Below are 14,039 nucleotides of genomic sequence, written 5' to 3'. Positions count from 1 at the left end.
GACGTTGCACCCGCAACGACCCTCTACCGAACAGCACCCGCTTGCGGCTCGACATGCTGCTCCGACGCCAGCCCGCGCGCCACGACACGGCGTGCCCGCGCCCAGGCGAGCGAGATCCGCTTCTCGTAGTCGATCACAATGGCATCCAGTTCATCGTCGCCGCACGCTCTGCGGCCATTGATCGTATCGCGCAGATCTTCCAGTTCGAGAAGCTCGCGCAACGCATCGAATCCATCGGATGACGCTGGCGCGTCCATGTCGCCAGCACGCCGCTCCGTCGGGGCGGCGGCGACTGCGCCCTCGTCGGAAAACGCCGCCCCGTCACTGATCACCGCCGCCAACCGGTCGGCGATTTCCCCCAGCGCAAAGGACCGCTGCCACTCTCCGCCGAACGAGTAAGCGGTATCCGCCTGCCGCCAGATCGCCGTCAGTTCACGCATCAGCATGGGATGAACCCCTTGCTCGCCGCCATCGCGCCGCGTCACCTGCGCGCCGGCCGGACCCCGCGCAACGGGGCGCGCGTTCAGCGCCTCCGCGACACGTTTTTCCAGCGCGCCGTCGCCGCAGACACGCCGTTGCGAAGCTCTCGTGCCGTTCGATTGATTCGCCCTGCCGCTGATCGTTCGCGGCTCACCGGCCAGACCATTCGTCGCACAACTCCACTTCTGAGCCATAACGGCCTCCGAGTCAGGCATTCTCATGTAAAGACCGCAGCGTCGCGGTGTGACTGCCGGCGATTGGCTCCGCAGGAGCCTCGCCGGAAATGCGCATGGCCACCGCGGTGGCGACCGTGCTCGCATAGACGTTCAGTGCGGTACGACCCATGTCGAAGAACGCATCGAGGCCGAGAATCAGCAATACGGCCTCGGGCGGCAAGCCGACCGCCGACAGGATCGCCGTGATCGCCACGATCGCGCCGGAAGGTACGTTAGCCGCGCCGTCGATCGTGATGATGGTCAGCACGATGATCGTGAACACCAGCGGCCAGGTCCATGCGAGGTGATAGGCATCCGCCAGATAGCCGACGGCTAGCGCCGTGTAGAGCACTGCGCCGTCGCGATTGAAAATGTACGACAGCGGCAAGATGGTCGACGCGACCGACGACGGCACACCCATTTCCGTCAGCCGTTTCAGGTGGACCGGAAACGTGATTTCCGAAGAACGCGTACTGAACGCGAGAATCAGCGGCTCGCTGACACGCCTGATCACGGCGCGCGGCGAAAGACCCACCACCTTGATGATCAGCGTGAGCACCACCGCGAGGATCGCCATACCGAGGTAAGCGACGCCCAGCAACTTGAGGAGCGGCGTGATGGAAGCAATGCCTTTCGACGAGACCAGCGCCGCCAGCCCGGCGAACACGGCAAATGGCGACAACGCGATCACCCATTCGATCATCTTGAAGAGCGCCGCCAGCAAGGATTCGAACACCGCGACGAGCGGCGCCGCGCGATCTTCGACCACCGACAGCGCCGAACCCAGCAACACACCGAACACCAGCACCGGCAACGCATTCCCCTCAGCCAGCGCCGCGACGATATTCGCGGGCACCAGGTCGACGACGAATTTTGTCCAGTCGATTCCCGGTGCGAGATTCTTCGGCATCACGGCGGTTTGCGCGAGGCTCGCGCCGAGTCCCGGCCGGAACAACATATTGAGCCCAAGGCCGAGCGCACTGGCCAGCAGCGTCATGAGCAGGAAAAAACCGATGCTCAGCATTGCCGTCTTGCCCAGATGCCCGCGCTGGACGCCCGCGCGAAACGCGCCAAGCGTCACGGACAACAGAATCAGCGGCATCACGACCATCTTGATCGCGTGCGCGAAAATCGCGGAGATGAACGACAACTTGCCGCTCAGGTCCGGGACATAAATACCTGCGAGGATACCTAGCGCGAGACCCACCAGCATCTGCACCGGCATGGAGATCCGCTTACTTGACGGTTTCATTCTGAGCCCTTATTAGATTGATTCTTGCATCAGTGCCATCAATGATGTGATTCCACATATGAAGTCGCGCCGCCTCCGGCTCATTGGCCTTGATCGCGGCGTAGATGTTCAGGTGTTCCAGCGTGCCGCGTCGAACCGTCGCGACGTCGTCGCGATGCAGTTCGTTCAGCGCCAACCCCGTTTGCGCGCGGAGCACCTTGTAGGTGGTGAATAAACGTTCGTTGCGCGAGGCCTCGAACATCTCCTGATGAAACACCCAGCCCGTGCGCTGCTCGACCGACAGATTGACGGACGATTGATCGAGCAGCTGCTGCATTTGCGCGGCCGCTCGCGTCAATCCCTCTGTCGCACCGTTGACCGCAGCCAGATACGCCGCCGTGCTTTCCAGCGCGAGACGAACCTCGAAGATTTCCCGCAGATCGTTGTTCGTCGGCGCCGAGACGTAGGTGCCTTTTTTAGGAATGACCTCGACCAGCCCCTCGACAACCAGCCGTTGAATCGCCGAACGCACAGGCGTGTGCCCGAGCATCAGATCTTCCGCCACGTTGCGAGGCGAAAGCGGATGACCCGGCGCCAGCCGCCCGTCGAGAATTCTCGTGCGAAGCTGGACATACGCGGACTGCGTATCGGATTGAGTTTCCTCTAACATCTGAGATCTCAGTTGGCTTTCTCGGATAAACTGTATTTACAACGTTGGCGATGATTGCTCTAATGCGAGCACCGCGCAACTATTATTTTTGATAGGTACTCACTCTATTCATTCCAGATTGTCGATTGATCTGAAGCGCATAGATAAGGCATTCCAGGTTGTTCTTTCTATCGATCAGGGATACCTGGATCAACGTATCGAGGTGCCTCTCAAAGTAATATATTTACCCCCCTTTCAGGCACCACTCACTTTGCAGGCACGGACTCAATTTATGCTGCGTGATCGCTCGCTCTTCGCCATTCGCTCCGTTCCGGTCGAGCGGGTCTATCCGATTCGGAGTGCGGTTCTGCTGGACGGCGACACCTCGCAGTGCCGATTTCGTGGCGACGATCAGGACTCGACCTTGCATCTGGCGATCTGCGACGGCGACGCTATCGTTGCGGCAGCAACAGTGTGTCAGGAGACTTTTCCCGGCGCGCCCGGCGCCCCGGCGTGGCGATTACGCGGCGTGGCTGTGGAGCCGTCAATGCAGCGCTACGGCTTTGGCCGGATGCTGATCAAACTGTGCGTCGATCACGCGCGCAAGGAAGGCGGACATCTCGTCTGGTGCACGGCGCGGGAAAGTGCGCGCGGCTTTTATGAGGCGCTCGGATTCGTCTCCGCGTCCCCTCCTTTCACATTGCCGACGCGGGGCGACGTCCTGTTCTATGAAATGCGCTATGTATTGCCGGAAGAACCTGTTGCGGATGTCGAATAGTCAACCCAGGCCGCATCGGCAATGACGCGGAGATAATCTGATATTTCTCAATCGCAATTGAAGACAAGGACTCGATAAATAGGCGCCCAAGAGCGGTAGCCTGACGAATTTCGCTTAACGCAGGTCAACCGGACTATTTCTCGACCGTTGTGTGAGTACCGGTGTCGTGGCGGAGATATACCTCGACTACAACGAGAAAGACAAAGGAGCGGTGCAATGCGGCAAAGCGTTAAGGTAGTCGCGGGCTTCATCCTTGCATTGTCCTGTGCGGCAGCGCAGTCGGACGCCGTGTTCTCCAACACGGGCTATGCCGCCGACGCTTACGGCGCCGCGGATCACTATCCGCTACCCGTGCCGGGCCAAACCAGAACGCAAAAACAGTTTGTCGGCTACTACACCCATTTCGACGAGGTTCGCCCGAGCGATCCGATTGCCCGAGCCGGCGTGACGTCCCCACTCAAAACCTCCGAACACGAACTGGTACTGAACTACCCATACGGTGGCCAGTATCGAAGTGTCGACGATTACCTTGATCGCAATCCGGTGACCGGCCTGCTGATCGCGCGCGGCGACACGATTCTTTACGAGCACTATCGCTATGCCCGGAAAGACACGGACCGTTTCATGTCGCAATCCATGGCGAAAACGATTGTCGGCATGCTGATCGGCATTGCCCTGTCGGAAGGCGCGATTCACTCGATCGACGATCTCGCGGACGTGTATGTGCCGCAGTTGGCGGATACCGCATACGGTCAGACTTCAATCCGCGATCTGCTGCATATGTCCTCCGGCGTTCATTTCTTCGAAGACAGCAACGCCGGCGACGATCGCGACAAACTAGGCCGCGACCTCTTCAGTCCAAACGGCAAAGGCGCCATCGAGGCCGTCAAACGTTTCAATCAACGCGACCGCGCGCCGGGCACGCATTTCAGCTACGCAAGTATCGAAACGGAAGTACTCGGTCTGGTTCTGAGTCATGCAACGCATCAGACCGTGGCGCAGTATGCGAGCGAGCGCATCTGGAAGAAAATGGGTATGGAAGCGGATGCATCGTGGGGACGTGACGCAACCGGAGACGACATCACCTACTGCTGCGTGAACGCAACGCTGCGCGATTGGGCAAGACTCGGTTTGATGCTCGCCTACGACGGCAAGTGGAACGGTCAGCAGATCGTGCCGCGCGACTGGGTGTTGCAGGCGACCAGCGTGGCCTCTCCCGATAGCTTTCTTGCTCCAGGCAAGGCTACCCCGTTGTTTGGCTACGGTTACCAGGTTTGGATATTGCCCGGCGACCACCGCATGTTCGCGTTGCAAGGCATGGACGGTCAAAGAATCATTGTCGACCCACGCTCGAAGCTTGTCCTCGTGCAAACCGCGGTATGGACTAGCGATCATGACCCCGGCATGCGTGAGGTCTACGCGTTGTGGAACGCGCTGGTCGCCCAATTCGGATAACGTGATCTCGGGAAGGCTCGCGGTGATCGCCATTCGCCCAGCCTTCCCACGAGCCGAATCTCGCTAGCTCAACCCTTGAGCCGTCATCGCCAGCAACAACCGTTCCGCGCCAATACCGAAACCCGCCCCCTCGCGATACGCCCCACCGCCCACTACCTGCTGTTGCGCGCCGAGTTCGGTACAACGCAGTTCGAAACCCCGGCCGTTCAGATAGTAGCTAAGCCCTCTTCTTGCAGCGGTGTCGATCTCGTAGCAAAGTCCGAGCGAGTCGAAAAAGCCGGTCACGATCTCCTGACTGCGTCTTGCCGCGAAGTCGGGATCGGCGCACAGGTATTCGAATCCGAATTGCGAGAATTCACGATAGCGCCCTGCCTGCGGTCTCTCATACCGGTAGCACCGCGCGATGTAGAAGAACATACGTTCAGGCTGTCGCTCCAGCAACTCGGCACAGCGCTCCTGGAATAGCGCGGTAGCTTCCGGAATGAGGCAACACGGTCGCCCTTTCTTGTCGGGGAAGGCCCACATCTGGCCGACGATCTCGCTGCCGCCGGCCTTCTGGATAAACGTGTCTTGCGACCAGAGCGCGGGAACGATCGCCTCCTCCGCGCCGAGGTCAATGAAGATAACTCCGGAACCGGTTTTCCAGTGCGCGAATTTTTGCCGCCTCTTTCCCGACGACGAAGCGGGTTCCGCGGATCATGGTCATAAAAACCTCTCTGATTTGGTGGTGGAGTGCTGGAAATAAAAAAAGGCGCCTGAGGGGCGCCTTGGTTGTCGTGCAGGGAACGGAGTGGAGATCCCGCGTTCCTTGCTATGGACGTAACGAACCATGGCGCAATGCAGTGCGACCGTGGTGGTGAGACTTGCTTGTGACGTTACGGAGTTCCATGCTGTCTATAGTGGCACATTAAAAAGGTTCTGTGTGCACGTTTGCCGATGTGTCCGAGTACTTTTTCAATCAATCAGGCCGACGCACATCATCTCTGAGCGGCAACCAGATTTCCACCACGCCCGTGCCGGCGCAGGGATCGAAGTCTTCGCTATACCGTTCGAATTCCGGCGCCTCCGCCGCCTCCCTGCCCGACTCCGGCAGCCAGCGATTCCAGATGCCGTGAACCGTTTCGTGCAGCGTGGAGATGTGCCCTTTGTGTTCAAAGACCGCATAGCACCGCGGTTCAATTTCCACGCAGCGGAAAGAAGCGGGCAAGCGCTCGCGGTTTGTCACCTGCACACCCGCGATGTAGTCGAATCCGCCCTCTCCATCCGCATTGCAGCACACACCATAGGTCACGCCATTCACCTGGTCGGGCAGATTGCCGATGTACGGATTAAAAGTTTGCCAAAGCGCCGGAATACCTTCGTTGGTTTCGAACGTGAATCGGCCGCCCATGCCGGCGATCAGCAGCCTTTCGCCCATTTCGAAGCGCGGCGCGGCAATCTCGGTGAGTTTCGTTTCTTTCATACGTAGCGGCTCCACAAGGGAAAGTCCATTGAGTTCGCGCCGTGCCCGCACCTGTTCGGGTGTAAGCCCGAACAAATCGCGAAAGGCGCGTGTGAATGCCTCGTGAGAGCCATATCCGGCGTCGATCGCCACGCCGAGAATGTCCGGCGCGCCTTGCGTCAACGAGCGCGCGGCGCGCGTCAGCCGTCGTGAACGGACGTAGCGCATGACAGGCCAGCCCGTGCTCATCGAGAAAAGGCGTGAAAGACCGAAGCGCGACATGCCGCAATTCGAAGCGATTCGTTCAAGCGTGAGTTCGTCGCCGAGTTCGATTTCAATGAACCACAGCGCCTTGGTAACCGGATTCATACCGTTCCCAGAATTGGCGTCCGACGGGAATATACGATATCGGCGGACGATCCATTTGATCGTTCTTGCGCAATGGTTAATGAACTGGACGGCTAGCCCATTACCCGCATCAAATCGCCTCGGCCACACGCACAATCAGAAATGCCGCTGGCACCAGCATCAGTTGCGCGAGCAACGTTCCCACCACCCGCGCGCCGATCAGCGTGGTGATCGCGCGCCGGAACCGGTTCTCGGTGACGCGCCCTTCCATGACGTCGTCCGTCATGACGGATATTTGCGGGTCGATGACGACGGTCAGCACGATCGTCGCGAATCCGTTGATCACGGAAGAAAGATTCGCACAGGTCACACGCAACTCAGGCTTCAGAAAACCCGCGTATAACGAAGCGAAAACGCCGACCGTCCAGAGCGACATGGCCAGTACATTCAGCGTGATGACTTTCCACGACACCCCGGCATCGACGGCCAATTGGGTCACGTTTTGCCGGGCAGGCAGGCGCGCGCCGCCGCGAATGTAGGCGATTCCGCCACGACTAAACGCATGAAGCGCAAGGCGTGGAATCGACCGATGCACCTGGAAATGGATCACCGCGCGGCTGAAGTAGCGCTGAAAGGTCGGAATGAGAAACGCCCCCACGACCGTCGCGAGGGTCGCCGCTAACAGGAACAACCGGAAATCCCCCAGCATGCCAGTCTGCACGTGATAGGCGAGATCTTCTTCGACCCGCTTCGCCAGAAACGGCCCCTGGAACGAATTCGCCGTGCGCGAAACCAGCGCGATAATGCCGAACAACGCGAACGAAACGGCAATCCGTCGGGTACGCACCCCGGCGATCCGAACGGCGTACGCCAGTGTCGCGATAACGTGAATGACGAACGTGAGCGCGCAGATGATGATCAGTTGGGTATCCATGAGCGTGGCGGGAGTCCAGGCTGGGAGAGTCTACCTGACCTGCTTCCAGCCCATGGACACGCCACGCTCACCGCGTGCCGACCTTATGCCGGCTCATCGGCAGATCGGCGCGCCGTTCCAGCACGGCCGGCGCCGTTTCGCGCATGGACAGCGCGCACAGGCTGGAGATAATGCCGAGCAGCGAGAACATGACCGCCGGCCCCATCCACCCCACCACGCCATACAGGCCGGTGGCCACGAACGGCAGCAAACCCGCCACGACCGAAGCCCCGTTGTAACCCAGCGAAATCCCCGACGATCGCACATTCGCCGGAAACTGCTCGGAGAACCAGCTCGATTCGACCGCGAAGATCGGATCGTGACTGAACAGCAACGACAGCGTGACTGCCGTAATGACCATGATGGCGGCGCCGGTGTTGATCAGCATGAACATCGGCATGCCGAACACAACGGTGAATAGCGCACCGAACAGGAACAACGGCCGCCGCCCCAACCGGTCGCTCAGCATGCCGTAAAGCAGATGACTGCCGAGACCGAGCGCCGAACCGATCATCGTCCCCCACAGCACATTCTCTTTAGCCGAGACATGCGCAAGGATCACGTACGACAGCATGAAACTGGTCGTAATGTAGTACCCCCCCGTTTCCGCGAGACGCAAGCCGATAATCTTCAGGATCATGCGCCAGTCGCTGCGAATCACCTGCAACGCGGGCTGTTTGACGATCGTGTCGCTGGCCTTGATTGCCTCGAAAGCGGGCGACTCCTTCACGCTCAAACGGATAAATAAGCCGATCGCCACCATCACGAACGACACCAGAAACGGCGCGCGCCACACCCAGTTGCCCTCGAACATCGTCGACGAAATAAGAAACGCGCCGTTGGCCAGCAACAGACCCAGCGGAATCCCCACTTGCGGCACCGCGCCGAAAAATCCGCGACGTTTGGCCGGCGCATGCTCGCACGCCATCAGCACCGCACCGCCCCATTCCGCGCCGAAGCCGATGCCTTGCACCATGCGCAGCAGAATCAGCAGTACGGGTGCCAACACACCGACCTGATCGTAAGTGGGCAGCGCGCCGATCAGTACAGTCGCGGCGCCCATGGCGAGCAGCGACCAGAACAGCACCGTCTTGCGCCCCAGACGATCGCCATAGTGTCCCGCCAGATAACCGCCGAACGGCCGCATCAGAAAGCCGACCGCCAGCGTGGCGAAGGCCGCCAGGATACCGACGATCGGTTCGTTCGTGTGAAAGAATATCTTGCCGAACCAGCCGGCGGCGGCAGTGCCGTAGATAAAGAAGTCGTAGCTCTCCACCGCCGAGCCGATCATCGAGGCAAAGGACACCTTGATCGGATTGTCCCTGGCGGGAAGTGTCGCGGATGAGGTACTCATGGCTTGTGTCTCCGAATCGTTTTAGTAGCTGAATATCGCGCCGAGGCCAAGGCCGAGGCTAAAGCTAAAGCCGAGGCCAGCCCCGCGGTTGAAGCCGCCCGTCAACGCCAGGTTTCGATGACCCGGCTGTCGTCGCGCAATCCCAATCCCGCATCAGCCGCCCGCTGATAACGCTCGTGCGCGATTTTCAGCAGCGGCACGTCGGCACCGCACTGCGCGGCGGCCGCATTCACCAGGCCGCTGTCCTTAACGAAAATATTGATCGCGCTGGTGACCTCGACGTCGGTGCCGGCCATCATGCGCGGGCCGCGATCCGACAGCATCCACGAGCCCGCCGCGCCTTTTTCGATCAGCTTCAGCACGGCGGCCGGATCGAGTCCGAGCGCACCGGCGAGATTCAGCGCTTCGGCGGCGGCCACGATATGCACCGAACACAGGTGCTGATTCACCACCTTGATGCTTTGCCCATCACCGAGTTGCTGGCCCGTGACATGCACGCTGCCCATGGCTTCCAGCACCGGCAGAATGCTGTCGACGTCCCGCTGCTCGCCCGCCGCGAAGATCACGAGCATGCCGGTTTTCGCCCGCGCGACGCCGCCCGTCACCGGCGCATCGACCACGCGCGCGCCGGCCTCGCGCAAACGCGCACCCTGCTCGCGCACGCTTGCGGGGCCGACCGTGGACATGATCACCCACGTCTGCCCCTTCACCGCGCTCACGGCCTCGTCGACCAGCGTCGACAGATGCTCCGGCGTGGCGACCATCACGACGACGACCTCCGCCGCCGGCGCCGCACCCAGGCTGGCGACCGCCTCGATCCCGCTCGTCTGCGCGTTGTCACGCGCGCGGCCGACCACATCCACGCCGGTCACCGCATGCCCCGCCTGCTGGATGCGCAGCGCCATCGGCAAGCCGATCGCGCCGACGCCCACAAAGGTCACGTTCATCGTGGTCTCCTCACGCCAACCATTGTTTGATGCTGCCGACCAGCGACGACGTCGAGATGCCGTACCGGTCGTGCAGCGTGGGCAGCGCGCCCGCCGCGAGAAACTGATCCGGCAGTGCGATCTGCCGGAATACCGGCTGCACGCGGGCACGCATCAGCGCCGTGGCGACGGCTTCCCCCAGGCCGCCGACACAACTGTGATTCTCCGCGACGATCACCAGACGCCCCGAGCGCCGGCACGCTTCGACAATGGTCTCCTCGTCGAGCGGCTTGATGGTGGGCACGTGCAGCACGGCGACATCGGCGGCGCCGTCGCCGAGCGCTTGCGCGGCTTCGAGCGCGCGCATCGTCATGATCCCCGACGAGATGATCAGCACGTCGCGGCCGTCGCGCAGCAGCTTCGCCTTGCCCAGTTCGAACCGGTAGCCGTATTCGTCGAGCACCAGCGGCACCTTGCCGCGCAGCAGACGCATATACACCGGACCATCATGCGCGGCGATCGCGGCGACCGCCTGTTCGGTATCCAGCGCATCGCACGGATCGACGATCGTCAGGCCTGGAATGCCGCGCATCAGCGCGATATCCTCGGTGGCCTGGTGGCTCGGACCGTAGCCCGTCGTCAGACCCGGCAGCGCGGCACAGATCTTCACGTTGAGGTTTTCCTCGGCGATCACCTGATGGATGAAGTCGTACGCGCGGCGCGTGGCGAACACCGCGTACGTCGTCGCGAACGGAATGAAGCCTTCCTTCGCCATGCCGCCGGCGGCGCCCATCAACAACTGTTCGGCCATGCCCATCTGGAAATGGCGCTGCGGGTACTCGTTGGCGAAGATGTGCAGATCGGTGTACTTCGACAGATCCGCCGTCATGCCGACGATATTCGGCCGTTTGGCTGCTTCCGCCACGAGCGCGTGTCCGAACGGCGCGGCCGTGGTGCGCTGGCCTTCCGCCGCGATCGACGCGATCATTGCCGACGTCGTCAGGCGGGGTTTATTGATCACGGTGCTCATGTCCGGTCTCCTGCAGGTTGCGCTGCATCGAGCACGGCGATGGCCTGCTGCCATTCCTCCGGGTCGACGCGAATGAAGTGGTTTTTCTCGCGCTGTTCGAGGAACGGCACGCCTTTGCCCATCAGCGTATCGAACAGGATCACGCGCGGCACCGGGTCGCTGACGTCACGCGCCTGATCGAAGGCGGCGATCACGGCGGCGAGATCGTTGCCGTCCACACGCTGCACGTGCCAGCCGAATGCGCGCCATTTGTCCGCCAGCGGCTCGAAGCCGAGAATGCGCTGCGACGGGCCGTCCGCCTGCTGCTGGTTGACGTCCACCAGCGTGATCAGATTGCCGAGCTGGTGATGCGCGGCGGACATCGCAGCTTCCCACGTGGCGCCTTCGTCGAGTTCGCCGTCGGACATCGAATTGAAGACCCACGCGGGGTTGCCTTTCTGCCGCAAGCCGAGCGCCATGCCCACCGCGATGCTCAACCCTTGGCCCAGTGAGCCGCCCGAGATTTCCATGCCGGGGGTATAGCTCGCCATGCCGGACATCGGCAGGCGGCTGTCGTCGGAACCATAGGTTTCCAGTTCCACCTCGGGAATCACGCCCGCTTCGATCAGCGCCGCGTACAGCGCAATCGCGTAGTGCCCATGCGACAGCAGAAAGCGATCCCGGCCTTCCCACTCAGGTTCGCCGGGACGCAGGTTCATCGCATGGCAGAACGCCACGGCAAGCACGTCGGCGAGGCCGAGCGCCTGACCGATATAGCCTTGGCCTTGCACTTCGCCCATGCGCAACGCAAAGCGGCGGATCCGGTACGCGTGACGTGCGAGCTCGGCGTGGGGACTTGCGCCGGAATCGGCCTGAGAACCAGCCTGAGAGTCGGCGGGTGTAGCGGCGCGCTGCCGCTGTGTTTCGGTGATCGCTGTCATGTCTCCGTCCTGGGTGTCTTTGGAATGCGCTGCCTGGCGTGGCGGGCGGGTCGGCTGACTCGTTGGCGATTGATGCCTTTCATTCATCAGTTGCTAACCAGTTCGACGTAGAGCCAGCGTATCATTGGGGAAAACGCGCTGACAAAAGAAAAGATTGCACCCATTCATGAACGGAATTCACGCATGAAGCCGATCCGCAAATTGCCACTGCCGTTTCTGCGCGTGTTCGAGGCAGCGGGCCGCACCGCGTCGTTCGCAACGGCGGCGCAGGAACTCGATCTGTCGCCGAGCGCGGTCAGCCACTCCATTCGCAAGCTGGAAGAAACCGTGGCTTTACGCTTGTTCCAGCGCAGCACTCGCGAGGTGACGCTGACCCGCGAGGGAGCGATCCTGCTCGAACACGTGCAGCGCGGCATGGAAGAGATGCGCCGCGGCCTCGCGCTCGTCACGACCGACGAACCGAGCCCGCTACGCCTGCACACGGCCCCGAGTTTCGCCACGCAATGGCTGTTGCCCAGACTGGCCGGCTTCGTGAAAGAGAATCCCCGGATCGACCTGCGCTTTTCCGCGAGCACGGATTACGCGCGCTTCGAGGACGACGACTTCGACCTCGATATCGTCTACGGCGAGCCCAAACCGTCGCCCTACGAAAAGATTCCGCTCGCGCTGGAGAAACTGACGCCGCTTTGCGCGCCGGCACTCGCGCGAAAGATTCAGCGCCCGGAGGATCTGTACGAACACACGCTCATTCAATGCGACGTGCAGATGTTTCAATGGAAAGGATGGTTCGAGGCCAACCAGCTAACGCCGCCGAATCAATATGGATTGCGCTTCGATCGCAGTTCGATGGCGATCGCCGCCGGCGTCGGCGGACTCGGCGTGGTGCTCGAATCCACGCTGCTGGCCGAGCGAGAGTTGAATCAGGGCACACTGATGTCTCCCTTGATCGGCACCACGCGGGAAGTGCCGTACGTGGGTCACTATCTGGTGTACCCGAAGCGGCTGCATCATCACCAGGCGTTCGACACGTTCAGGAGCTGGTTGCTGAAGGAATTGGGAATCGAGAACTTACCTGGCTCTTTAATCTAAACCGGCTTTCTGGATGGCCCATGAAATGGAATGTAAGTTGGGCTGCATTCCGACAATGCACTGGGCATCAAATTAGCCGGCACACGACTCAAACGCTCAGGCTTATTTATTGTGGCATCCGACGTACTTGCTTTAGATTCAAACCTGCTTTATCGTAATCCGTATCGCGTCGACAAGAAGCAAAATAGACGGCACTCCGGCTTCACTCCAGTTGCACTGCGGCAACGGCAAATACATTAAACGAATCGATCAACGCGCGGGCCAGCGTGATATGCAGGGCCAGGTTCTTCGTCAACGAAGCGTCCTGCAAGGTTGTCATCCACCACTAGTCGAGCTCTTCTGAAAGCCGTCAACCTATGCAAAGCAGCTATAACCTGGGGTTAGTCGCTTTTTCGCTTATCGTTGCGACATTGGCGTCCTATACGGCATTGGACCTCGCCGACCGTATCTCCTTACTCGCTTACTCCCGTTCCCGGCATAGTTGGTTAGCCGGTGGCGCATTGGCCATGGGAATTGGAATCTGGTCGATGCACTTTATCGGCATGCTCTCGTTTTCCCTGAGTATTCCGATTGGCTATGACCTTGCATTGACCGGTTACTCGCTCGCGATCGCCATTCTCGTTTCGTGGTTCGCGTTGCATGTCGTCACGCTCGATCGCCTGAAGATATCGGGCCTCATTGCCGGCGGCACGCTAATGGGATTCGGTATCTCCGGCATGCACTACCTCGGCATGGCCGCCATGCGGATGAACCCGGCCATTCACTACGATCCCGTTATCTTCGCCGCGTCGATTCTGATTGCGATCGCGGCCTCCACGGTGGCGCTGTGGCTCACCAACACATTGCGCGGCGCAGGGCCCAACCGTTTGATGCGCAAACGCATTGGCGCGGCCTGTGTGATGGGCATTGCGATCGTGGGCATGCATTACACCGGCATGGCCGCGGCGGACTTCGCTGTCGGCTCGATTTGCGGCGCGGCGGGCGGCATCAAGCCGCAGTGGCTGGCACTCGCGATCGTTCCGCTGTCTATCGCGATTCTGATCGTGACGTTGCTGCTGAGCCGGCTCGACGCGAGAGCGACGTTTCTGTCGAACTCGATTACCCGGCTCAATGAACAGATCGATCGAATTCAGGGGCCGGCGCGGTAGGT

General features: G+C 60.9%; 14 protein-coding genes. 4 read left to right on the top strand and 10 right to left on the bottom strand.

Going from position 1 to position 14,039, the window contains the following annotated elements; genetic code table 11:
* Positions 1 to 23 precede the first annotated feature (23 nt).
* The 3 genes from BX591_RS20370 to BX591_RS20360 are packed head-to-tail and all read right to left on the bottom strand — an operon-like array spanning position 24 to position 2,596.
* Positions 24 to 695, bottom strand: a complete 672-nt coding sequence (locus BX591_RS20370) for a hypothetical protein (RefSeq protein WP_146749799.1) — start codon at positions 693 to 695, stop codon at positions 24 to 26.
* Complete coding sequence (locus BX591_RS20365; protein WP_111933120.1) at positions 688 to 1,947, bottom strand: dicarboxylate/amino acid:cation symporter; 1,260 nt, start codon at positions 1,945 to 1,947, stop codon at positions 688 to 690. Before BX591_RS20365 ends, BX591_RS20370 begins: the two co-directional genes overlap by 8 nt.
* A complete protein-coding gene (locus tag BX591_RS20360) occupies positions 1,931 to 2,596 on the bottom strand; it encodes a GntR family transcriptional regulator (RefSeq protein WP_111933119.1) in 666 nt (221 codons plus the stop codon). The genes BX591_RS20365 and BX591_RS20360 overlap by 17 nt, the downstream gene beginning before the upstream one ends.
* 118 nt (positions 2,597 to 2,714) lie before the next feature.
* Here BX591_RS20360 and BX591_RS20355 point away from each other — a divergent pair, with 118 nt between their 5' ends.
* Together BX591_RS20355 and BX591_RS20350 are read left to right on the top strand one after the other, a co-directional pair.
* Positions 2,715 to 3,353 carry a GNAT family N-acetyltransferase gene (locus BX591_RS20355; protein WP_244147069.1) on the top strand — a complete coding sequence of 213 codons (639 nt, stop codon included), beginning with the start codon at positions 2,715 to 2,717 and terminating at the stop codon, positions 3,351 to 3,353.
* Positions 3,354 to 3,569: 216 nt separating this feature from the next.
* The gene (locus tag BX591_RS20350) at positions 3,570 to 4,808 is read left to right on the top strand and encodes a serine hydrolase domain-containing protein (protein ID WP_111933117.1); all 1,239 of its coding nucleotides are present in this window, start codon (positions 3,570 to 3,572) and stop codon (positions 4,806 to 4,808) included.
* A 63-nt stretch (positions 4,809 to 4,871) separates the two neighbouring features.
* Here the strand turns inward: BX591_RS20350 and BX591_RS20345 are convergent, their stop codons facing one another.
* From BX591_RS20345 to BX591_RS20315, 7 genes are all read right to left on the bottom strand, one after another.
* Complete coding sequence (locus BX591_RS20345) at positions 4,872 to 5,426, bottom strand: ATP phosphoribosyltransferase regulatory subunit (protein WP_476739455.1); 555 nt, start codon at positions 5,424 to 5,426, stop codon at positions 4,872 to 4,874.
* 340 nt (positions 5,427 to 5,766) lie between these two features.
* On the bottom strand, positions 5,767 to 6,618 hold the full coding sequence (locus BX591_RS20340; RefSeq protein WP_111933115.1) for an AraC family transcriptional regulator: 852 nt from the start codon (positions 6,616 to 6,618) through the stop codon (positions 5,767 to 5,769).
* 109 nt (positions 6,619 to 6,727) lie between these two features.
* Positions 6,728 to 7,531, bottom strand: coding sequence for a lipid II flippase Amj family protein (locus BX591_RS20335; protein ID WP_111933114.1), 804 nt, complete (start codon positions 7,529 to 7,531; stop codon positions 6,728 to 6,730).
* A 67-nt stretch (positions 7,532 to 7,598) separates the two neighbouring features.
* Positions 7,599 to 8,861 carry an MFS transporter gene (locus tag BX591_RS20330; protein WP_420849400.1) on the bottom strand — a complete coding sequence of 421 codons (1,263 nt, stop codon included), beginning with the start codon at positions 8,859 to 8,861 and terminating at the stop codon, positions 7,599 to 7,601.
* 164 nt (positions 8,862 to 9,025) lie between these two features.
* Complete coding sequence (locus BX591_RS20325; protein ID WP_111933112.1) at positions 9,026 to 9,871, bottom strand: NAD(P)-dependent oxidoreductase; 846 nt, start codon at positions 9,869 to 9,871, stop codon at positions 9,026 to 9,028.
* Positions 9,872 to 9,881: 10 nt separating this feature from the next.
* Positions 9,882 to 10,880 carry a transketolase family protein gene (locus BX591_RS20320; RefSeq protein ID WP_111933111.1) on the bottom strand — a complete coding sequence of 333 codons (999 nt, stop codon included), beginning with the start codon at positions 10,878 to 10,880 and terminating at the stop codon, positions 9,882 to 9,884.
* Positions 10,877 to 11,800, bottom strand: coding sequence for a transketolase (locus BX591_RS20315; protein WP_111933110.1), 924 nt, complete (start codon positions 11,798 to 11,800; stop codon positions 10,877 to 10,879). The genes BX591_RS20320 and BX591_RS20315 overlap by 4 nt, the downstream gene beginning before the upstream one ends.
* A gap of 183 nt (positions 11,801 to 11,983) precedes the next feature.
* Here BX591_RS20315 and BX591_RS20310 point away from each other — a divergent pair, with 183 nt between their 5' ends.
* Positions 11,984 to 12,889 (top strand): LysR substrate-binding domain-containing protein, encoded by a 906-nt coding sequence (locus BX591_RS20310; RefSeq protein ID WP_111933109.1) that lies wholly within the window; start codon positions 11,984 to 11,986, stop codon positions 12,887 to 12,889.
* Between the two features lie 506 nt (positions 12,890 to 13,395).
* Positions 13,396 to 14,037: an MHYT domain-containing protein gene (locus BX591_RS20305; protein WP_338068904.1), complete on the top strand. Its 642-nt coding sequence runs from the start codon at positions 13,396 to 13,398 to the stop codon at positions 14,035 to 14,037.
* The last annotated feature ends 2 nt before the right edge of the window (positions 14,038 to 14,039 follow it).

This window comes from Paraburkholderia bryophila (genome assembly GCF_003269035.1).
GTDB classification, from domain to species: Bacteria; Pseudomonadota; Gammaproteobacteria; order Burkholderiales; family Burkholderiaceae; genus Paraburkholderia; species Paraburkholderia bryophila.
Note: the sequence above shows the minus strand (reverse complement) of the source record. Positions and strands in the feature narration are given on the sequence as shown.

Coding starts and splice junctions, on each gene's coding strand:
- BX591_RS20370 (WP_146749799.1), bottom strand. CDS start 695: ATGCCTGACTCGGAGGCCGTTATGGCTCAGAAGTGGAGTTGTGCGACG.
- BX591_RS20335 (WP_111933114.1), bottom strand. CDS start 7,531: ATGGATACCCAACTGATCATCATCTGCGCGCTCACGTTCGTCATTCAC.
- BX591_RS20325 (WP_111933112.1), bottom strand. CDS start 9,871: ATGAACGTGACCTTTGTGGGCGTCGGCGCGATCGGCTTGCCGATGGCG.
- BX591_RS20365 (WP_111933120.1), bottom strand. CDS start 1,947: ATGAAACCGTCAAGTAAGCGGATCTCCATGCCGGTGCAGATGCTGGTG.
- BX591_RS20330 (WP_420849400.1), bottom strand. CDS start 8,861: ATGATCGGCTCGGCGGTGGAGAGCTACGACTTCTTTATCTACGGCACT.
- BX591_RS20360 (WP_111933119.1), bottom strand. CDS start 2,596: ATGTTAGAGGAAACTCAATCCGATACGCAGTCCGCGTATGTCCAGCTT.
- BX591_RS20320 (WP_111933111.1), bottom strand. CDS start 10,880: ATGAGCACCGTGATCAATAAACCCCGCCTGACGACGTCGGCAATGATC.
- BX591_RS20310 (WP_111933109.1), top strand. CDS start 11,984: ATGAAGCCGATCCGCAAATTGCCACTGCCGTTTCTGCGCGTGTTCGAG.
- BX591_RS20315 (WP_111933110.1), bottom strand. CDS start 11,800: ATGACAGCGATCACCGAAACACAGCGGCAGCGCGCCGCTACACCCGCC.
- BX591_RS20305 (WP_338068904.1), top strand. CDS start 13,396: ATGGGAATTGGAATCTGGTCGATGCACTTTATCGGCATGCTCTCGTTT.
- BX591_RS20340 (WP_111933115.1), bottom strand. CDS start 6,618: ATGAATCCGGTTACCAAGGCGCTGTGGTTCATTGAAATCGAACTCGGC.
- BX591_RS20350 (WP_111933117.1), top strand. CDS start 3,570: ATGCGGCAAAGCGTTAAGGTAGTCGCGGGCTTCATCCTTGCATTGTCC.